Origin of the sequence: Streptomyces sp. NPDC093510 (genome assembly GCF_040683555.1) — a bacterium.
Classification (GTDB): domain Bacteria; phylum Actinomycetota; class Actinomycetes; order Streptomycetales; family Streptomycetaceae; genus Streptomyces.
This window is the reverse complement of the sequence record NZ_JBFBEE010000001.1, coordinates 88975-109680: the sequence shown is the minus strand read 5'-3', so window position 1 is coordinate 109680 and position 20706 is coordinate 88975. Positions and strand designations below refer to the sequence as shown.

Sequence of the window (20706 nt, the reverse complement as noted above, 5' to 3'; positions counted from 1 at the left end):
CTTACCAGGCGACGGGGAGTTCGAGCATCCCCTGGATCGTGTCGCCCGGCTTGAAGGGGATGTCCTCCGGGGGTGCCGCGAGGCGCAGCCCCGGCAGCCGCTCGAAGAGGGTTCCCAGCGCGACCTCCATCTCGGCGCGGGCGAGGTTCTGGCCCAGGCACTGGTGGATGCCGAAGCCGAAGGCCAGGTGGTGCCGGTCGGCGCGGTGCCAGTCCAGCTCCTGGGGCTCGTCGTAGACCGTGCCGTCGCGGTTGATGAGGGACGTGGCGAAGACGACGCCGTCGTGGGCGCGGATGGTGCCGCCCGGGATCTCGATGTCCGCCTCGGCCACCCGCAGCAGTCCGTCCGCGATGGACAGGAAGCGGAGCAGCTCCTCGACCGCGGCCGGCATCAGCGGCGGATCGGCGCGCAGTCCGGCCCGCAGCTCGTCGAGACGCCCGGGGTGCCGGAGCAGCGTGAACGTACCGAGGGAGATCATGTTGGCCGTGGTCTCGTGCCCGGCGATCAAGAGGATCGTCGCCAGCCTGACCAGTTCCTCCCTGTCCAGCGCGCCCGAGGCGAGCTGCTGGTGGATCAGCTCGTCGAGGAGCCCGTCGCCCGGGTGCTCCCGCTTGTGGTCGATCAACTCGTGGAAATACGCGTCCATCTCCTCCCGGGCCGCCCGGGTGTCGTCGGCGGTGGGTCCGCGCAGCAGCCGCCGCGACTGCTCCTCGAAGAACTCGTGGTCGCCGTAGGGCACGCCCAGCAGGGCGCAGATCACCATCGAGGGGAGGGGCAGCGCGAACGCGCTCACCAGTTCGGCGGGCGGTCCCTGTTCGACCATGGCGTCCAGGAGCAGGTCGACCGTCGCCTGGATCTGCGGTCGGAGGGCCGCGATGCGCTTGACGGAGAAGCTGGGGATCAGCATCCGGCGCTGCGTGTTGTGCTCCGGGTCGTCGACGCCGAGCAGGGCGATGCGGCGGTCGCGGAGTCCGGCGAAGCGTTCGGTGGGGATGGGGAAGGCGTCGTTCTCGCGGTCGGCGGAGAGCCGGGGGTCGACGAGCAGTTCCCGTGCCGCGGCCCGGCCGGTGACCAGCCACACGGAGCGGCCGTCGTACAGGCTGACGCGGGAGAACGGCGGGGCCTCGCCGAGCGGTGCGTAGCCGGTGGGCGGGTGGTACGGGCAGGTGCGGTCCTGGGGGAAGGTGATGGATTCGATCGGATTCGTTGTCTCCGCCATGTTCGTTGTCTCCGTCATGGAAGTACCTCGCAAGCGCAGTTCGTCCCTGATCTGCCCCCATTGGATGGCTGAGGCAACTAATTCGTCCACGACAAGACCGGCCACTTCCCCGGGGCGTCACATCTGTCCGGAACAGCCCCCTCCGCTCAACCCGCCTGCGTCCGGGTCGCCATGGGGCGCGTTCCGGCCGACCTGTGCGGCGTGCCCGGCATGCCTCCGTGCGAGGATCTGGGGAAACCGGGCGGCCACTGTGGAGGACGGGAATGTTCGCGATACCCCTGGGTGACGGAGCCGAACTGTGCCCGCTGGAGCCGTGGCAGGCCGAGGAGTTCCTCGCGCACATGGACCGCGGCCGCGACTTCATCGGCCGCTACGTCGGCCTCCCCGACATCACGGCCGACCTCGACTCCGCACGCGCCTGGCTCCAGGTGTACGCAGACAAGGCCGCCGCCGACACCGGCCGGCTGTACGGCATCCGGCTCGACGGACGACTCGTCGGCGGTGTCCTCCTGCGCGCTTTCGACGCGGCGGCGGGCACCTGCGAGGCCGGTTGCTGGCTGGAACCGGACGCCTCGGGCCGCGGCCTCGTCACCCGCGCGGTGCGCGTGATCGTCGACTGGGCGGTCGAGGCACGCGGCATCCACCGGGTGGAGTGGCTCGTGGCACCCGAGAACCGGCCGAGCGTCAACGTGGCCGTACGACTCGGCATGAGCCGAGAGGGCCTCCGGCGCGAGAACGATCCCTACCGGGGGGTGCGGCAGGACACCGAGGTCTGGTCGGTGCTGAGCCGCGCCGCGGGGGCCGGGGCCAGTCCAGCCGGACCGTGCGCTCAAATTCGGCCGAGGTCGGCGTAGAGAGCTATCTGGATCCCCAGGCCCACGAGAGCCGCACTCTCGACGAGGGAGAGAGTGATCAGCGGCCACGTGAGATGTCCATGGACCCAGAAGACCGTCAGGGCGGCCGCGGGGCTGACGCAGAAGGCCAGCAGGTCCACGGCCAGCTGAAGTCTTTTGCGGGTCCCGCGTCGGCGGTCACGGCGATGGGCGGATTCCCAGGCGAAGACGCCGTCGCCCGGGGCCACGGCGGCGGCCAGACGGGGGCCCAGCCCGGTCCGGATGTACTGCCCGATGGCCGAGATCTTCTCGTCGTTCACCAGATAGGTCCAGCCGAGCAGCACGGACAGGGGTGGCAGGAGCAGTAGCAGGGCCGTCCGGCTCGGGGACGGAATCGTGGCGGCGATCACCGCCGCGGTCGCGGCGAGCATCGCGTAGATGAGGTTGTCCCGGAGGGTGATGCGGCTCTTCTGCTCGGCCTTCAGCTGCTCGTACTCCACGAGGAGCACGCGCCCCAGAGTCACTTCTTCCGGCTCCGCCATCCCTCTCCCTCACGCGTGAGATGAGGCAGCAGCGAACTGAACACGTACGCCGCGTTCCGGCTGGCGATCTCATGGTGGCCGTCGTTCTTGCGCGAGTCTGCCGCGTCGGAGATACCGCGAACCACGAGCCAGGCCAGTGGGGCGTCGGATTCGCCAAGGGACGCGTGGACGGCCGTCGCCAGGCCCGCGCCCTCCGTCTCCACTGCCAGGACCTTCTCGTTGTACTCGCGCAGATAGCGGCGTTCGTCGGCGCTCACGTCCGCGAGTACGGCCTCACCGGAACCGATCAGGCCGCGCAGCGCGCGGTGGCCGGGGGACTCGGGCAGCTCCCAGGGTTCGCCGTGAGCCGTGAAGAAGCTGTTGACGGCGTGTTGAACCCCGGCCGTGACGGTGTGGCTGCGGCCGCGGCGTCTGGTGCCCTCCGGCGTCACCTTGCGCGGTTCGTAATGGATGACCTCCTGCGCGACGACGACGTCGCCCAGGCGCACATCCGGATGGATGGCCCCGGCGATTCCCACCAGGACGACCATGCGAGGGGCGTACTCCCTGCGCAGCTGCTCCACCGCGATGCCCGTCGAATGCTGCCCCGGGAGCAGTGACTGGGTGACGGTCACGCGCTCGGTCCGCGCGTCGGCTTCGCGGGCGAACTCGTGGAAGAGCACACCGTGCCGGGTCCGTGTTCCGGCGTGGCCGGCCCACTTCGAGAGTTCGTCGATCACGGCGCGGGTCTCCACGCTGAGTACAGTGACCACGCCCACGCCCCGGGCCGGCTCCGTGGTGCTCTGCTCTTCGGCCGGGGCCGGCGCCCGCACGGTTTCCTCCGCGCCGGAGCGGACTTCGTTGCTGTGCTGCGTCACGCGGGTTCCTTGGCCCATGGCGACCGGGCCGTTGAAGCTGACGTTCCCGGAGCCGCTGTTCTCGATCCCGTAATTGCTCATCCGGAATCTCTCCCCATGTCGCTCATGTCACTCGGGAATCCTGGTGTGTCATTTGGAGACGCTGGTCTGCTGCCCCATTGCCGTGTCGCCCAACTCGACATTTCCGGAGCCGGTGTTGATGATTCCATTGTTGAGGATGGCGGTCGCCCGCTGCAGGAATTCTGTGGTGTCGACGCCGTGTTCTTTGAGGAATTCCCCGACCGTGGCCAGCAGGCGCCGTTCGATGACCTTTGAATGCTTGGCGACATCGAATGTCTGGAAATAGCTTTCGTCCGCCTCGATGGAGGCGATTTCCCTGGCGCTGAGAGCGGCGCCGATGTTGTTCCCCCGCTTGAGGCTCGACGCCGTCGCGTCGGCAGCCGCGCCTACGGACCCGAGCAGCAGGGCGGCGGCACCGAGCAGACGGACAGGGGCCAGGGCGGCCGCCGGGAGACCCAGGAGACTGGTGAAGGCGGCCCGGACCACCGCCTTCCGCCCCGTTCTGCCCACGACATCGACCGCGTGATACTCCAGCCGGGTCGGAGCGAGCCCGCAGGTGGTGAACTCGATGTAGAGCGTGCGGCCCTGAAGGGACACATGGACGAAAATGGTCGTCACCAGGTCCCCGCCCCACGACTCCACCCGGCAGGTCAGATAGTGGCGCGCTGTCTCTGTGGGGCGGTCGAGCATGCGCCGCACGAGGTCGGCGTCCGGCGCGGCAGCCAGCTCACTCGCGTAACTCTGCGCGTAACGGCCCTCCACGAAAAGAGAATCGTTGACCAGGAGGCCGGGCAGCCGGGTCTCCGGATCGTCCTCCGTGCCCAACGCGGTGATGGCCCGCCGCAGTTCCTCCACGAGCTCCCAAGTCGGGAACGGCTTCTTCTCGAACTCGACGTCCTTCTCGACGCCGATACCTTTGGTCACCACGAGGCGTTGGGCGAAGGACCAGGTGCTCAGGCGCCTGCCGCTGCCTATGAACGGCTCGTCCGCCCCGTAGACCACCATCGGATGCCGCTGCTGGCCGTCGATGACGGACATCCGGCGACTGGTCCGCATGGGCCGGTTCGCCTCCAGGTGAGGACGTAGTCGGTTCAGGGCGAGCTGGCGCACTACCCCCGTCGTCGAGAGGACGACGCAGGGGGCCGCCCCGATCAGGGCGGCCGCCAAAAATCCTCCCGACCCGTCGTTCGTGAACAGCACGGCAAACGCGACGACGGTGGTCAGCGCCGCCAGGATTATCCCTCTCTCCCAGGACCTGGACCGGTCGGAGAAGTGTGCGACGAACATGCTCAGGAGCGCGAGGTCAATGAGCACCACCGTGGCGAAGAAGGCGGCGGCAGGGTGAATGACGTAGGCCGCACAGAAGACCACGAGGATCAGTGCGTCCGCGACCGTCGACAGCCACCAGGCGCGCCAGGCGTGCGCGAGTACGGGAACGAGGTCGTAGCCGTAGGAGGGGGCCACGCGGCGTTTGCGTGCGTTGTAGACATCCTGGATGACGGCGGTGCGGTATTGGGCGTCCAGATAGACGCCAGCGCACAAGCGTCGCGTCGCGGCTTGATCCTGTTTCCTCAACAGCCCCACGGGTGTCTCGGGTATCGCCATGTGATCCCCCATTGGGTTCCCGTTGTGCCCCCGTCCGGGAACGTGGCAGGCAGCGTAGCCATCTCCGGGGCGGGGTAACAGCTCAATGCCGGACTAATGCGCGGTGCCCGGTCGTCATTTCTATGAACAGGCACGCCGCATGTTGCGGCCGGGGCCTAGGACGCGGTCCGCCTCCTGGAAGTCGCGGCAGACCAGGATGTTGGCCCATACCGATTCGACGGCGAAATCCCCGGGTGACCAGGCCGAGCTGCCCGTCCAGTCGGGTGGCCAGGCGGAGTTGGGCCAGCACCTCGGCGGATACCGCGACGTGCATGAGTACTCGGCCGATCTCGGATCGATCCACGCTGCCGGGTGCGACAGGCAGGTCGGCGCCCGGACCGCACCCCGCGTCGAGCGCAGTCTGCCCCTGGCGCACCTCAAGCCGGTCGAGCAACTCCCGCTTGTGCGTGCGGCTCGCGGGGCCGGCTGTGGGGCGCAACATGTAGTCGGCCGGGTCGGATCGGGGCACACCGAAAGAAGTTGGCATGCGGGACAGCCAAACTTTCCGGTCGCCCGTGCCCGGGGTAGCGGAAAAGCAGTGGTGGCCAGGGCGGACGCACGGCTACTCTCTGCGTGTTGCCAGGTGGCCGGTCGGCTGTCCGGGACCGTTGAGCCGAGCAGGATTTGGAGGTGTAGACCGATGGCTGTCGTTGCGATGGGCGCTGCCCGCATCCGGAAGTTCGTCAAGTCCACCTCCGTGGCCGCCGGCTGACCTCAATCCTTCCGCGCCGACCGTGCGCGTGTGTGCCGGGGCCACCCCTGTGAAGGGTCACCCCTTGTCTTCCTCGTCTCCTTCTCCGACTTCTCCTTCTTCTTCTCCCTCCTCTCCTTCTCTTCCGTCCTCCTCTTCTGAGGGGGCGTCTCTTGAGGGAGCGAACCCCCTTGTCCCGTACGGCTGGGACGCCGGCTGGGAGGCCGAGTTCGCGCCGTACGCGGCGCGGGGTCTCGTGCCCGGGCGCGTCGTCCGCGTCGACCGTGGGCAGTGCGACGTCGTCACCGTCGACGGAACCGTGCGGGCCGACACCGAGTTCGTCACCCCGCGCGATCCGCTGAAGGTCGTGTGCACCGGTGACTGGGTCGCCGTGGACGCGGACGGCGGCGACCCCCGTTACGTACAGGCGTATCTGCCACGCCGTACGGCGTTCGTGCGCTCCACCTCGTCCAAGCGGTCCGAGGGGCAGGTCCTCGCGGCCAACGTCGACCACTCGATCATCGCCGTGCCGCTCGCCGTGGAGCTCGACCTCGCGCGGATCGAACGGTTCCTCGCGCTCGGCTGGGAGTCGGGCGGGCAGCCCGTGGTCGTGCTCACCAAGGCCGACCTCGTGCCGGACGCCGCCACCCTCGGCCATCTCGTCGAGGACGTGGAGACCGCGGCGCCCGGCGTGCAGGTCCTCACGGTCAGCTCCGCCACCGGTGACGGCGTCGACGTACTCGCCGCCGTCGTCTCCGGCGGTACGTCGGTCCTGCTCGGCCAGTCCGGCGCAGGCAAGTCGACGCTGGCCAACGCGCTCGCCGGGGCCGACATCATGGAGGTCCGGGCGATCAGGGACGTCGACGGCAAGGGCCGTCACACCACGACGACCCGCAACCTCATCCCGCTGCCCGGCGGCGGGGTCCTCATCGACACGCCGGGACTGCGCGGAGTGGGCCTGTGGGACGCCGAGAGTGGCGTCGGGCAGGTCTTCTCCGAGATCGAGGAACTGTCGGCCGACTGCCGGTTCCACGACTGCGCCCACGCCGCGGAGCCCGGCTGCGCGGTGCTCGCCGCCGTCGAGGACGGCACCCTGCCCGAACGCCGCCTCGACAGCTACCGCAAGCTGATCCGCGAGAACCAGCGCATCGTCGCCAAGACGGACGTGCGGGCCCGCGCGGAGATGCGGCGCCAGTGGCGGCTGCGGGGAGCGGAGGGGCGCGCGGCGCTGGACGCCAAGCGGGGGCGCTTGCGCTGAGCTTGGGCGGGGCGGGCCTCGCGGGGCGGGCCTCGCGGGGCGGGGCGGGTGGCTCGGGTTGCTCGGGCCGTGGGGAGCTGCGGGTGCGTCGTGGCCGGGCGCGCAGTTCCCCGCGCCCCTGGGGCTGCGCCCCTGGCCCCCCCGCCCCCGCGGCAGCCTCATGTCCGAATTCCGCCAGCCCACCCCGGCCCCACCGCTCCACAATGGACCTGTGATCGATGAAGAGACCAGGTACGAGGCCGTGCGCAGCAGGGACGCCCGCTTCGACGGGGAGTTCTTCTTCGCCGTCGAGACGACCGGCATCTACTGCCGTCCCAGCTGCCCCGCCGTCACCCCCAAGCGGCAGAACGTCCGCTACTACACCACCGCGGCCGCGGCCCAGACCTCCGGCTTCCGTGCCTGCCGCCGGTGCAGGCCGGACGCCGTGCCCGGCTCCGCCGACTGGAACGTGCGCGCCGACGTCGTGGGCCGCGCCATGCGCATGATCGGTGACGGCGTCGTCGACCGCGAGGGCGTCCCTGGACTCGCCGGACGTCTGGGCTACAGCGCCCGGCAGGTGCAGCGCCAGCTCACCGCCGAGCTGGGCGCGGGCCCCGTCGCCCTCGCGCGGGCGCAGCGCGCGCACACCGCCCGCGTGCTGCTCCAGACGACGGACCTGCCGATCACGGAGATCGCGTTCGCGGCCGGATTCGCCAGCGTCCGCCAGTTCAACGACACGATCAAGGCGGTGTACGCGCTGACGCCGACCGCCCTGCGAGCCGCCGCCCCCCGCCGCGGCACGGCCCGCGCCACACCCGCCGCCGGCATCCCGCTGCGCCTCGCCCACCGCGGCCCCTACCGCGCAGGCGCCGTCTTCGACCTGCTCGCCGACGAGGCGGTCACCGGGATCGAGGAGGTCACCGGCGAACGGGGCGCCCGCACCTACCGGCGTACGCTCCGGCTGCCGTACGGCACGGGCATCGTGGCCGTCGAGGAGGCGCACCACGACTCCACGACCGCCGTCGGCGGCGGGTCGGCCACCGGGGCCGTGCACCGGGGCGGCTGGCTCGACGCCCGGCTGCACCTGACCGACCTGCGCGACCTCACCACGGCCGTCCAGCGCCTGCGCCGCCTCTTCGACCTGGACGCCGACCCGTACGCCGTGGACGAGCGGCTCGGCGCCGATCCCCGGCTCGCCCCGCTCGTTGCGGCCCGCCCCGGACTGCGGTCGCCCGGCGCCGCCGACCCCGACGAGTTCGCCGTGCGCGCACTGGTGGGGCGGGCGGGGGCCGAGCGGCTCGTGGCCCGGTACGGCAAGGTGCTCGACGCGGCGTGCGGGCGGCTCACCCACGTCTTCCCCGTGCCGGCCGAGCTGGCCGCCGAGCCGGGCCCCTTGGGCGCGCTGGCCACCGCGCTCGCCGACGGCTCGCTACGCCTGGACGCGGGCGCCGACCGCGACGACGCCGAGGCGGCCCTGCGCGCCCTGCCCGGCCTGGGCGCGCGGACGGCCGCGCTCATCCGGATGCGGGCGCTCGGCGACCCCGACGTGGCCCTGCCCGGCGAACCGGAACCGGCCCTCGACGCCTGGCGCCCCTGGCGCTCCTACGCCCTGCGCCACCTGTCCCTCGCCGCTTCGTGAGAGAGACGCGGGAGAGGCGTGGGAGAGGCGTGGGAGAGACGTGAAAGAGGCGTGAGAGAGGGCGGGCGCAGTCAGCCCCAGATGAGCGCCCCGAGCCACGCCCCCAGGATCAGCAGGCACGCGAACAGCTCGGTCAGAACGCTGCTCCCGCCGCCCCGCATGGCCGTCCGCGTCGCCGTCACCGCCTCGCCGTGGCCGCCGAGCCGCAGCCGCTCACCGGCGTAGATCCCGCCGATGAAGCCGGGGATCGCCCCGATCACCGGCAGCACGCAGAATCCGAGCAGCGCGCCGGCCCCGGCGAAGACCCCCATCCGAGGGGTGGCGCCGCTCTCGCGCAGCCGTCGGGGCGGCAGCTGCCAGCGCACGGCCTGCGAAGCGAGCAGCACGAGCGTCGCGCCGACGAGGATGCCCCAGGCGAGGCGGTCCGGGTCCTGCAGCGTCCACCAGAGGACGGCCGCCCACACCAGCCACGACCCCGGCACTCCGGGCACCAGTACTCCGCACAGGCCGAGCAGCATGACCACGCCGACCAGCAGGAGTTCCCACGCTCCCATCTGCCCAGAGTGCAGGAGATCCGGCGAAACCGCAGGTCAGGTTTGCCCCGGGGGCCGGTTCGCGGGCGGCTGCGGGTGCCGCGCCACCCAGTCGCGCTCGTACGCGTGCCAGCCGAGCTGCAGCCGCGTCGTGACGCCCGCGAGCTCCATCAGGCGCTTCACACGGCGCTGCACCGTGCGCAGCCCGAGGTCCAGCTGCTTGGCGACGCTCGCGTCCGTCAGGCCGGCGAGGAGCAGCGACAGGATCTCCAGGTCGGTGCCGTCCGGGCCCTCGGGGGCGTCCTCGGTGAGCGTGCTGCCGTCCTCGCCGATGCGCAGCGGCAGCGCCTCCCGCCACACCGCTTCGAAGAGGCCCGTCAGCGACTCGAGGAGCCCGCTGGCGTGCACGACGAGCGCGGCGGGCTCCGAGGTGCGCGAGGTCAGCGGGACCATCGCGAGCGAGCCGTCGGCGATCACCAGTTTGGTGGGGACGCGGTCCACCACCCGTACCCGCTCGTCGCGGCCGATCGCCGTCGACAGCTCGACGAGCCCGGTCGGCAGGTCGAGGACCGTGCGCTCGACCACCACGCGGTAGCGCACGCCGCGGCCCGCGGCCTGTTCCTCGGCGCTGTTCTCCATGCCGGTGACGGCGACGGGGGTGCCGGTCACCAGCGCGCACACCTCGTGCGACGCGCCCAGTTGCAGCTGGAGGAAGCGCTGTGAGACGGCGGCCGCCCCGGTGACCACCTCCACCAGGTCGTGGACGGTCGGCTCGGTGGCCTGCGCGCGGTACTCCTCGGCGAGCAGGGTCGCCGCGAGCTCGGCCTTCTCCAGCTCGTGCCGCTGTTGCGTGAGGAGCGCGCCGAGCGCGACGCCGGGCGGTGCGGCCACCCAGCGGCCCGCCCTGCCGGACGCCTGCGCGGCGAGACCGTGCCGCTCCAGGCGGCGCAGGGCCCGCTCGGTCTCCGGCTCACCGAGCGTGAGCCTTCGCGCGAGATCCGCCACGTCGGCGGCGCCCACCGACACCAGCGCCCGGTACGCCGACTCGTGTGTCTCGTCCAGCCCGATCGCTGCCAGCATGCGGCGACGTCCCTCCCCAGAGCTCCGTTCCGACGGCGTCGTGGCGGGAAACAGCCACGGCGTAAACCCGCCCCAGGACATCATCCCCGCCCCACCCGTCTCTCTGCCAAGGTCACGGGAGGACGGACTCAAGACCCTGGCGGCGAAGGGCGGTCGGCGGATTGAACTCGCCGCGACCGGGAACGCGGGTTACGAGCCCGGTTCGCTCACAAAAGCGAATCTCTCGTACCCGTACTCGTAGTCGTACTCAGAAGCCAACTGACGGACGCTCACGGCAACTCCGTCACACAGACCGTGGCCCGCGCCAACGACGTGCGCCGGCCACACCGGCCCCGCCGGGCGGTCCTCCTGTGGGGGGTGGGTCCGCCCGGCGGTCTCCACAGTCCCCGGAATGGCCGGAATTTCCGGATGCACCGTTTTCGTACGGCCCCAGCGGTGGAAAATAAGGGCATGAGCCAGCAGGGGGACACACCCACCGGCCGCGACGACGACTGGTGGGGACAGCTGTACGACGACTCCGCGCCGGACACGGGCCCGGCGCCCGCGCCGGACACCCTGGACGACAGATTCGCGTCGGCGGCCGGCGCCCTGAAGGAGGGGGTCCCCGCCCCACGCGCCCCCACCGTCCCGGGCGGCTACTCCGCCCCGTCGACCGAGGAGCCCCGCGCCGGTGAGCCCGCCTCGCCCAGGCCGGAACCCCGCGACCCGTCCGCCCGCCCCGATGGGCTCCCTCCCGTCCCGGACGGGCTCCCCGTATCCGACCTGCCCTCCGCCCCCGACACGGGCGTCGGCCATGTGGGGGACGGGCCTCCCACCTACGAGGCCGAACCCACCGCCCTGCCCGCCGCGGACCCGGACGACCTCGGTGAACTCGTCGCCGACACCGTGCTCGACGGCGCGCGGTACGGGGCCAGTACGCTGCGCGCCGCCTCCGTGCGCGGTGACTCCGCGCGGTACAGGGGGGAGCCGCGCCGCGACGCCCTGCTCACCGCACGCTTCGGCACCGGCGAGGACGCCCTGGTGCTCGTCGCCATGGCCACCGGCGCCCGCGCCACCCCGGGCGCGCACCGCGCCGCCGCCGAGGCCTGCGAGTGGATCGGCAGGGCCGTGGGCCGCAGCCACCGGCGCCTCGCGGAGGACATCAGGGCCGCCCGGCGCGGCGACCTGAAGTCGGGCCTGCACCGCCTCACCGACCGCAGCCTCGGCAAGCTCCGCGCGCACGCCACCGACCTCGGCATGGAGCCGGAGGAGTACGCGGCATCCCTGCGCTGTCTCCTCCTGCCGGCCGACCCCCACTGCCGTACGCGCGTCTTCTTCGGTGTCGGTGGCGGCGGCCTCTTCCGGCTGCGCGACGGCGAGTGGCAGGACATCGAGCCCCGCGTCGCCGACGCCACCGGCGAGCCCGTCGTCGGCTTCGGCTCGCCCCCCGCACAGACCCCCGAGGGCGACCACCTCACCATGGACCTCGGCATCACCACCCCGCCCAGCCCCTACGAACCGGCCCCCGAACCGCCCCGCGACCCCTTCCGTTTCCGCGCCTCCGTCGCCCGCCCGGGTGACACGCTCGTCCTGTGCAGCGGAGGCCTCGCCGAGCCGCTGCGCGGCGAGCCCGAGCTGGCCGAACACCTCACCCGCAGATGGGAGAAGACAGGCCCGCCGGGCCTCGCCGCCTTCCTGGCCGACATCCAGGTCAGGGTCAAGGGGTACGCCGACGACCGGACGGCCGCCGCGGTCTGGGAGGCATGACCGCCGCACCTGTGACTTCATGGACCCGAGGAACCGGGACACCGTGTCGAGAGGTGCGTACAGCATGGCCAAGCAGAACGTCGCCGAGCAGTTCGTCGACATCCTCGTCCGCGCGGGCGTGCAGCGCCTGTACGGGGTCGTCGGCGACAGCCTCAACCCGGTCGTGGACGCCATCCGCCGCACCAAGGAGATCGACTGGGTCCAGGTGCGGCACGAGGAGACCGCGGCCTTCGCGGCCGGCGCCGAGGCCCAGATCACCGGAAGACTGGCGGCCTGCGCGGGCTCCTGCGGTCCCGGCAACCTCCACCTGATCAACGGCCTGTACGACGCGCACCGCTCCATGGCCCCGGTCCTCGCCCTCGCCTCACAGATCCCCTCCAGCGAGATCGGCCTGGGCTTCTTCCAGGAGACCCACCCCGACCGGCTCTTCCAGGAGTGCAGCCACTACAGCGAGCTGATCTCCAGCCCCAAGCAGATGCCCCGACTGCTCCAGACCGCCATCCAGCACGCCGTCGGGCAGAGCGGCGTCAGCGTCGTGTCGCTGCCCGGAGACGTGGCGTCCGAGGCCGCCCCGGAGAAGGCCGCGGAGACCGCGCTCGTGACGTCCCGCCCGACCGTGCGCCCCGGCGACGCGGAGATCGAGCGGCTCGCCGCGATGATCGACGAGGCCGACAAGGTCACCCTCTTCTGCGGCAGCGGCACGGCGGGCGCGCACGCCGAGGTGATGGAGTTCGCCGAGAAGATCAAGTCGCCGGTGGGCCACGCCCTGCGCGGCAAGGAGTGGATCCAGTACGACAACCCGTACGACGTCGGCATGAGCGGCCTGCTCGGCTACGGCGCCGCGTACGAGGCCACCCACGAGTGCGATCTGCTGATCCTGCTCGGCACGGACTTCCCGTACAACGCCTTCCTGCCGGACGACGTCAAGATCGCCCAGGTCGACGTGCGCCCCGAGAACCTCGGCCGCCGCTCGAAGCTGGACCTCGCCGTCTGGGGCGACGTGCGCGAGACCCTGCGCTGTCTGACCCCCCGCGTCTCGCCGAAGACGAACCGCAAGTTCCTCGACAAGATGCTCAAGAAGCACGCGGACGCCCTCGAAGGCGTCGTGAAGGCGTACACCCGCAAGGTCGACAAGCACATCCCGATCCACCCCGAGTACGTGGCCTCGGTCCTCGACGAGATCGCCGCCGACGACGCGGTGTTCACCGTCGACACCGGCATGTGCAACGTATGGGCGGCCCGCTACCTCACCCCGAACGGCAGGCGCCGCATCATCGGCTCCTTCAGCCACGGCTCGATGGCGAACGCCCTGCCGCAGGCGATCGGCGCCCAGTTCACCGACCGGAAGCGGCAGGTCGTCTCGATGTCCGGCGACGGCGGCTTCTCGATGCTGATGGGCGACTTCCTCAGCCTCGTCCAGCACGATCTGCCGGTGAAGGTCGTCCTGTTCAACAACTCCTCCCTGGGCATGGTGGAGTTGGAGATGCTGGTCGCGGGCCTCCCGTCGTACGGCACGGACAACCACAACCCCGACTTCGCCGCCGTCGCCCGCGCCTGCGGTGCCTACGGTGTCCGCGTGGAGAAGCCCAAGCAGCTCGCGGGCGCACTCAAGGACGCCTTCGCGCACAAGGGCCCCGCCCTCGTCGACATCGTGACCGACCCGAACGCCCTCTCCATCCCGCCCAAGATCAGTTCGGACATGGTGACCGGCTTCGCCCTCTCCGCCAGCAAGATCGTCCTGGACGGCGGCGTGGGCCGCATGCTGCAGATGGCCCGGTCCAACCTGCGGAACGTGCCGAGGCCGTGAGCGCCTGTGTCATGACCCCGGCCCCGGCACGCGGAAGCGTCAGGCAGGACGCAGCCGCAGCGTGACGATCTGGAACGGCCGCAGCGCGAGGGCCAGTCCCGCCTCGTCCGTCGCGGCCTCGTGCAGCGGCCGCTCCAGCAGATCCGTCACCTCGGCCCGCGCCACGGGGAACGACGTGCTGAGCGTGGCCGCGGCACGCCCGCCGCGCGACTCGTAGAGCCGTACGACGACATCGCCGCTACGGTCGTCCGCGAGCTTCACCGACTCGACGGTGACCGCCGGGTGGTCGACGCTCACCAGCGACGGCAGTACCGGCGCGTCGGCCACCCGCAGGGGCAGATTGAGGGCGAGCCCTTCCGCGACCGCGTCGCCGGTGTCCGCCCCGGGCAGCAGCGCGTACGTGAACCGGTGCGTGCCCTGGTCCGTCTCCGGGTCCGGACTGTGCGGGGCCCGCAGCAGCGTCAGCCGCACCGTGGTGCCGAGCGTGCCGTCGTGCTCCGCGCGCGTCACGTCGTGGCCGTACGTCGAGTCGTTGAGCACCGCGACGCCGTACCCCTCCTCGGCCACCCGCAGCCAGCGGTGCGCACAGATCTCGTAACGTGCCGCGTCCCAGCCGGTGTTGGCGTGGGTGGGCCGGTGCACGTGGCCGAACTGGATCTCGGCGGCGGACCGTTCGGCGTGCACGTCCAGCGGGAAGGCGGCCTTGAGCACCTTCTCCGACTCCCGCCAGTCGACGTCCGTGACGATCTCCAGACGCCGGCTGCCCGCCGCGAGCCGGATCTCCTGCGTGATCCGGGAGTCCCCGAAGGCCCGAACCACCCGCACCGCCACCCGCAGCGGCCCGTCCTCGACGAGTTCGACGGACTCGGCGTCCGTGAGGTCGGTGTGCCGGTTCCGGTAGTGCTTGTCGAGGTCCCAGGCGTCGTAGTGCGTGGGGTGGTCGGGGTGCAGCTGGAGGAGGTTTCCGGGGGCGGCGAGGACCTCGCGGGCCGCGTCCAGGTCCGTCACGGAGGTCAGCAGACCGGCCGCGTCGACGGTGACGCTCAGATGCTCGTTGGTGAGCAGGATCGTGTCGCCGGTCGTGTGCGCGACCGCTCCGGGCCCGGGGTCCCGCGCGGCGTCCAGACCCTGCGTGCCGAGTGCGGGGACGTCGACGCGCGCCAGGGTGCCGTCGCCCGGGTCGACGACCTCGCTGCGGGCGTACGGTGACGCGTTGAGCACTGTGGGCCCGCCCGCGCCGAGGGAACGCACGGCCGACGCCGTGATCTCGGCGAGCTCCGCAAGGACCCGCTCATAGGTGTCGCGCGCCTCCCTGTGCACCCAGGCGATCGACGAGCCCGGCAGGATGTCGTGGAACTGGTGCAGCAGCACGGTCTTCCACAGACGGTCGAGCGTGTCGTACGGATAGACGTACGCGGGATCGCGCACCGCGGCGACCGTGCACCACAACTCCGCCTCGCGCAAAGCGTGTTCACTGCGCCGATTGCCGCGCTTGGTGGCCGCCTGGGTGGTGTACGTGGCGCGGTGCAGCTCCAGATAGAGCTCGCCGGACCAGACGGGGGCCCGCGCGCCGTACTCCTCCTCGGCCGCCGCGAAGAACGCCGACGGCTTCTCGATCTCGACGCGCGGCGAGCCCTCCAGGGAACGCAGCCGACGGGCCCGCTCCATCATCTCGCGGGTGGGCCCGCCCCCGCCGTCGCCCCAGCCGAACGGCACCAGGGAGCGGGACGCGCGGCCCTTGTCGGCGAAGTTCCGCTCCGCGTGGGCCAGTTCGGCGCCGTGGAACTGCGAGTTGTAGGTGTCCACGGGCGGGAAGTGGGTGAAGACGCGGGTGCCGTCGATGCCCTCCCACCAGAAGGTGTGGTGCGGCATCTTGTTGGACTGGTTCCAGCTCAGCTTCTGGGTGAGGAACCAGCGGATGCCCGCGAGCTTCGCCAACTGCGGGAAGGCGGCGGTGTAACCGAAGGAGTCGGGCAGCCAGATCTCCTCCGTCTCGACCCCGAGCTCCTCGCGGAAGAACCGCGTGCCGTGCGTGATCTGCCGCGCCAGTGCCTCACCGCCCGGCATGTTGGCGTCCGACTCGACCCACATCGAGCCCACCGGCGCCCAGTTGCCGTCCGCCACCGCCTTCTTGATGCGCTCCCAGATGTGCGGCTGGTGCTCCTTCACCCAGGCGTACTGCTGGGCCTGCGAGCACGCGAAGACCAGCTCCGGATACTCCCCGGCCAGAGCCGTCACATTGGCAAAGGTCCGCGAAGCCTTGCGTACCGTCTCGCGCAGCGGCCACAGCCACGCCGAGTCGATATGCGCGTGTCCGGCTGCCGATACGCGGTGTGCGCTCGCGTGCGCGGGCCTCGCGAGGACCTCCGTCAGCTCGGCGCGGGCCGCGGCGGCCGTGCCCGCGACGTCGTGCAGATCGAGCGCGTCGAGCATGTCCTCCAGGGCCCGCAGGATCTCGTGCCGACGCGGACGTTCGGCGTCCAGTTCGCGCATCAGCTCGGAAAGGACCTCGATGTCCAGGGTCAGCTGCCATACGTCCTCGTCCAGTACGGCGAGATCGGCAGACACGAATCGGTAGATCGGGCTATTGCCTGCGGTCAGTACGTCGCCGAGGGGTGTCGGCACGAAGTCGTGCAGAACCGTGGGATTGGCCGCCGCCTCGAGAAGCAGGTGCACCGGTTCGCCGCCCTGAGCAGGGGAGGCCACCGGAATATGCCGATTGCGCGGGTGAACACCCTTGAGGGGAACGCCCGACGCGTCGTAGACCAGACCCTCCGCCTGGAAGCCGGGCCCGTCGCCGGTGAAGCCCGGGTCGATCACCACTTCGACGCGGCTTCCCCGCCACTCCTCGGGCACCTGCCCCTGAAGCCGGAACCAACTGGTCGACCAGGGGTTTCCCCACTCCGTGCCGGTCTCGAAGGGCTCGTACTCCGCTTCGAGCGCGGCCTCCACGGGCACCGGCTCGCCCGGCGCGTGCCAGACGGAGAGGGTCAGCGGGACGCGCCGCGCGTACTGGGCGGGACGGATGAACTGGCGCAGCGCCCGCTCCAGGCGGCCTTCCACCAGCAGTCTGTCGTCGTGCACTCGGGGGCTCCTCGAAACGCTCGGCGGTGGGGTCCACCGCTTCACTTCCCCCCAACCCTCCGGAGCATCCCCCGCCAAAGGTTGACGATTCGACAGGCGTGCCGCCACGGGCCCGGGGCATGCATCCCGTGAGGCTGTTCGAGCAGGGAGGCTGACACATCGCTTTGTGGGCGGGGGTCATGAGGAGGCAGTCACGAGGGGGCGGCTCCGGTTCGATCGGAGCCTCCTCACCGAACTTACGCGACGAGAGGACCGGTGAAGCGCCGGGCGAGCCCCACAGGGGGCAGCTCACGCGCAGGCTGGGGAGATCGGATCTGCGCGCGGTGCCCGAGGTCAGGAAGGCCCTGAGGGAGCTTTTGCGGCACTGGGGAAAACCGGGCAGGTCCGATGTGGCCGAACTCCTCACCAGCGAACTGGTCACGAACGCACTGGTGCATACCGACCACGACGCGATCGTCACCGCGACCGTGGGCCCGCGCGGCCTGCGCGTCGAGGTGCGCGACTTCGTGGGACGCCGCCCCGAGCCGCGCGTACCGACCGCCGACGACGGTACGAGCGGCAGGGGCCTGATCCTCGTGCAGTCCCTCGCGGACGCGTGGGGCGTACGGACGCACGGAGTCGGAAAGGCGGTGTGGTTCGAGCTGGACGGCGGCGGCGCGGCGTGAGCCCGCCGCCGCCCGGCCGCGGCCCCGGAGGCGGCACGGTCAGCCGAACTGCTGCTCCAGGTCCTTCAGCTTCTGCTCCAGCGAGTCGAGCCGGGGCAGGGTCTGCGTGTCGTCCTCCGCCGTCAGGTCGACGGTGACCGGGGCGGCGGGGTCGGCGGGATCGGCAGGGTCACGGCCGTCCCTGACGGCCTGGAGGGAGGGGCGGGGGCGTACCGGCAGCTGCTCCTGCGCCGCTATGGCAGGGTCCGCGCCGACCTGCGCGGACCCCGCGGCCGGTGCGACGGCCGGGACGTCGACCTGCCGGCCGCCGCCGCGGGCGTATCCCCGGTGGCCACGGCTGATCGCCTTGAGCTGAGCGCGCTCCAGCTTCTCCCTGTCACGCCTGTGCAGCCGCGTGCGCTCCTTCTCGCGGCGGTCCTCCCGGACCTCCTCGACGGCCTCGTCCAGGGTGCGTACGCCTTCGAGGAGCATCAGCGACCAGGCGCCGAAGGTCTCACGGGGCGCGCGCAGCCACCGCACGATGCGGATCTGCGGCAGCGGCCGCGGCACCAGACCCTGCTCGCGCAGTGCCGCCCGGCGGGTCTGCTTCAGCGCGCGGTCGAAGAGCACCGCCGCCGACAGCGACATCCCGGCGAAGAACTGCGGAGCCCCCGCGTGGCCCAGCCCCCGTGGCGCGTGCACCCAGTTGAACCAGGCGGCCGCGCCCGCGAACGTCCACACGAGGAGGCGCGAGCCGAGCGCCGCGTCACCGTGGCTGGCCTCGCGCACGGCGAGGACGGAACAGAACATCGCCGCGCCGTCGAGGCCGAACGGGACCAGGTACTCCCAGCCGCCGGTGAGGCTGAGGTTCTGCCGGCCGAAGCCGACCAGGCCGTGGAAGGAGAGCGCGGCGGCGACCGCTGCGCAGCAGAACAGCAGGACGTAGGACGCGGTTCCGTAGACCGCTTCCTTGCGTCTGCGGCGTTCCTCGCTGCGCTCCCACGAGTCGTCGCTCGCGGAACCTTTCGCTGCTTTGCCGTGGCCTCGCTTGCCGCGCGTGAGCACCGCCACCGCCACCAGCATGCCCAGGAGCAGGACGCCGCCGGGGAGCAGCCAGTCCAGCGATATGTCGGTCAGTCTCATCTGGGGGTCCCTTGCATCGCGGTAGGGCGTATCGGGCGCCATATTGACCCAACCGGAACGGCTCTCAAGGGGTTTCGGGGCAAGAGGACGCCAAGGGGGTGCGAGGGACCGCGTGCGGCGTACTTCTGCTCGAACTCGCGGCGGAATGCCGGGCGTTGAGTTCGATTAAACGTGCACGAAGGGGTGGTTCGAGCGGCGGCGGGGGCTCAGCTCGCCGCGGCGGTCGCGCTCAGCCGCGCGACGCGCTCCGCGTCGCAGGTGCGCGGGCAGGTGACACAGGTGTCGTCGGGGCGCAGCGTGTAGAACATGCAGCAGCTCGCCCGGTCGCGGGTCGGCAGCGACTCGCCGTTCGGTCCCGTCAGCTCACGGAAGCCGGCCGTGCCGACGTACGGCTTGGTGGCGCCGGGCAGGAGCCGCTCCAGCTCGGTCATCGCGCGCTGCTCCTCGCCGAAGAGGTGGGCGACGTACCAGAGGCCCTCGACGATCTCGTCGGTGGCGAGGCTCCACAGGGCGCGGGAGCGGCGCCGCATCCGGGGGCCGAAACCGTCCAGGAGCGGCCCCAGGTGCTCGGCGACCGCGGCCCGCACCTCCGCGCGCAGTGCTTCCTCGTCCGGTACGACGCGGGCGCCGGGCAGGGCCGCGGCCGGGTCGCCGGGGAGGCAGGCGAAACCTTCCGCGCGCACGGCCATGCGGCCCACCGTGCGCTGGAAGGAGACGTTGGCGACCGGGAAGCGGGGAACGCGGCGGTGCAGGAACCAGGGGACGGTGATGAGCAGGGTGGCCGGCCAGGCGTAGCGGTGCAGACCGAAGCTGGCCACCACGTCGGGGCGCGCCTGCGTTTCGTAGTCCTTCAGGATCTGCGCGTTGTCCCAGGCGAGGAACGCGTCGAGGTCGGCCCCGCCCTCCGCGAGCCGGGCGGCGGTGACCCAGCCGCCGCCCTGTGGAGCCTGGTCCTCGGGTCCGAGCTCGGTGACGAGCAGTCCGGAGTACACCTCGCCCAGGCGGGCGTAGGAGTCCGCTACGGCACTGGGGGCGCCCTGGGCGGGTGCGGCCAACGTGGGTACGGACATGCGGGGGACCACCGAATCGCGATCGATAGCAGGTAAGCCTTACCTTACCCGACGTGATCGAGGTTTCAACTCGGGTCGTGTCCGCCTATGGTGCCTCTCGTACCTTTCAGAACATTCACCAGCGGGGCGGGCGGACGTCGTGGAGCAGACCGGAGCACGCGAGGGGGAGTCCCTCGCCGGGGCGCCGCGCGTCCGGGTGCCGGAGCAGGCGGGCGCGGGGACGCGCGGGGCGCGGCGCGTGGTCCGGCGCAGTTCCGTACGCGGACAGATCCTCGACGCGCTGCGCGCCGCCCTCGTCGGCGGCGAGCTCACGCCCGGCGAGGTGTACTCGGCGCCGGCCCTCGGCGAGCGCTTCGGCGTCTCCGCGACGCCCGTCCGCGAGGCGATGCAGCGGCTGGCCACCGAGGGCGCCGTGGAGGTCGTCCCCAACCGCGGCTTCCGGGTCACCGAGCGCAGCACGCGCGAGCTGGCGGAGCTGGCCGAGGTGCGGGCGCTGATCGAGGTGCCGGTGATGCTGCGGCTCGCCCGCACGGTGCCCGCGGCGCGCTGGGCGGAGCTGCGGCCGCTGGCCGAGGCGACCGCGACGGCGGCGGCGGTCGGCGACCTCGCGCGCTACGCCGAATCGGACCGCGCCTTCCACGGCGCCGTGCTCGCCCTCTCGGGCAACCAGCAGCTGGTGCAGGTCGCGGACGATCTGCACCGGCGCTCCCAGTGGCCCCTGGCCAGCGGCCCCGTCGCGGGCCGCAGAGCGGACCTGGTGGCGGACGCGGCCGAACACATGGCCCTCCTCGACGCCCTGACCGCCCAGGACTTCTGCGTCGTCTCCTCCCTGGTCCGCGAACACTTCACGGGCGCCGACGGCTGACGGGGCGGCGCC

General features: G+C 71.7%; 16 protein-coding genes. 7 read left to right on the top strand and 9 right to left on the bottom strand.

The window, feature by feature from the left end; genetic code table 11:
• Position 1: 1 nt before the first annotated feature.
• Positions 2–1237, bottom strand: coding sequence for a cytochrome P450 (locus AB0N81_RS00390; protein ID WP_365354312.1), 1236 nt, complete (start codon positions 1235–1237; stop codon positions 2–4).
• Positions 1238–1482: 245 nt separating this feature from the next.
• On the opposite strand from AB0N81_RS00390, the gene AB0N81_RS00385 reads away from it, so the two are divergent.
• Positions 1483–2073, top strand: a complete 591-nt coding sequence (locus AB0N81_RS00385; RefSeq protein ID WP_365354311.1) for a GNAT family protein — start codon at positions 1483–1485, stop codon at positions 2071–2073.
• Here AB0N81_RS00385 and AB0N81_RS00380 read toward each other — a convergent pair.
• Genes AB0N81_RS00380 through AB0N81_RS00370 form a run of 3 tightly spaced genes read right to left on the bottom strand, consistent with a single transcriptional unit; the run spans position 2049 to position 5116 of the window.
• Entirely contained in the window at positions 2049–2594 is a 546-nt protein-coding gene (locus AB0N81_RS00380; RefSeq protein ID WP_365354309.1) for a hypothetical protein, read from the bottom strand. The two genes, AB0N81_RS00385 and AB0N81_RS00380, sit on opposite strands and share 25 nt — an antisense overlap.
• Positions 2573–3532 (bottom strand): hypothetical protein, encoded by a 960-nt coding sequence (locus AB0N81_RS00375; protein WP_365354308.1) that lies wholly within the window; start codon positions 3530–3532, stop codon positions 2573–2575. Before AB0N81_RS00375 ends, AB0N81_RS00380 begins: the two co-directional genes overlap by 22 nt.
• Positions 3533–3580: 48 nt before the next feature.
• Positions 3581–5116: a hypothetical protein gene (locus tag AB0N81_RS00370; RefSeq protein ID WP_365354306.1), complete on the bottom strand. Its 1536-nt coding sequence runs from the start codon at positions 5114–5116 to the stop codon at positions 3581–3583.
• Between the two features lie 815 nt (positions 5117–5931).
• Here AB0N81_RS00370 and rsgA point away from each other — a divergent pair.
• Together rsgA and AB0N81_RS00360 are read left to right on the top strand one after the other, a co-directional pair.
• A complete protein-coding gene (gene rsgA, locus AB0N81_RS00365) occupies positions 5932–7104 on the top strand; it encodes a ribosome small subunit-dependent GTPase A (protein ID WP_365354305.1) in 1173 nt (390 codons plus the stop codon).
• A gap of 214 nt (positions 7105–7318) precedes the next feature.
• Positions 7319–8722, top strand: coding sequence for an AlkA N-terminal domain-containing protein (locus AB0N81_RS00360; RefSeq protein WP_365354813.1), 1404 nt, complete (start codon positions 7319–7321; stop codon positions 8720–8722).
• Positions 8723–8793: 71 nt separating this feature from the next.
• Here the strand turns inward: AB0N81_RS00360 and AB0N81_RS00355 are convergent, their stop codons facing one another.
• Entirely contained in the window at positions 8794–9276 is a 483-nt protein-coding gene (locus AB0N81_RS00355) for a DUF456 domain-containing protein (RefSeq protein WP_365354304.1), read from the bottom strand.
• 36 nt (positions 9277–9312) lie between these two features.
• Entirely contained in the window at positions 9313–10335 is a 1023-nt protein-coding gene (locus tag AB0N81_RS00350; RefSeq protein WP_365354303.1) for a helix-turn-helix domain-containing protein, read from the bottom strand.
• Positions 10336–10785: 450 nt separating this feature from the next.
• Between AB0N81_RS00350 and AB0N81_RS00345 the strand changes: the two genes are divergently transcribed.
• Complete coding sequence (locus tag AB0N81_RS00345; protein ID WP_365354302.1) at positions 10786–12081, top strand: protein phosphatase 2C domain-containing protein; 1296 nt, start codon at positions 10786–10788, stop codon at positions 12079–12081.
• Between the two features lie 64 nt (positions 12082–12145).
• Positions 12146–13888 (top strand): pyruvate dehydrogenase, encoded by a 1743-nt coding sequence (locus AB0N81_RS00340; protein ID WP_365354300.1) that lies wholly within the window; start codon positions 12146–12148, stop codon positions 13886–13888.
• 39 nt (positions 13889–13927) lie between these two features.
• Here the strand turns inward: AB0N81_RS00340 and AB0N81_RS00335 are convergent, their stop codons facing one another.
• Positions 13928–16972 (bottom strand): glycoside hydrolase family 38 C-terminal domain-containing protein, encoded by a 3045-nt coding sequence (locus AB0N81_RS00335; RefSeq protein WP_365354299.1) that lies wholly within the window; start codon positions 16970–16972, stop codon positions 13928–13930.
• A gap of 179 nt (positions 16973–17151) precedes the next feature.
• Here AB0N81_RS00335 and AB0N81_RS00330 point away from each other — a divergent pair, with 179 nt between their 5' ends.
• Positions 17152–17637 carry an ATP-binding protein gene (locus tag AB0N81_RS00330; RefSeq protein ID WP_365354298.1) on the top strand — a complete coding sequence of 162 codons (486 nt, stop codon included), beginning with the start codon at positions 17152–17154 and terminating at the stop codon, positions 17635–17637.
• 39 nt (positions 17638–17676) lie between these two features.
• On the opposite strand, the gene AB0N81_RS00325 is transcribed toward AB0N81_RS00330, so the two are convergent.
• Entirely contained in the window at positions 17677–18759 is a 1083-nt protein-coding gene (locus AB0N81_RS00325) for a DUF2637 domain-containing protein (protein WP_365354296.1), read from the bottom strand.
• A 206-nt stretch (positions 18760–18965) separates the two neighbouring features.
• Positions 18966–19829: a (2Fe-2S)-binding protein gene (locus AB0N81_RS00320; protein ID WP_365354294.1), complete on the bottom strand. Its 864-nt coding sequence runs from the start codon at positions 19827–19829 to the stop codon at positions 18966–18968.
• A 196-nt stretch (positions 19830–20025) separates the two neighbouring features.
• On the opposite strand from AB0N81_RS00320, the gene AB0N81_RS00315 reads away from it, so the two are divergent.
• Entirely contained in the window at positions 20026–20694 is a 669-nt protein-coding gene (locus tag AB0N81_RS00315) for a GntR family transcriptional regulator (protein WP_365354812.1), read from the top strand.
• Positions 20695–20706: the final 12 nt, after the last annotated feature.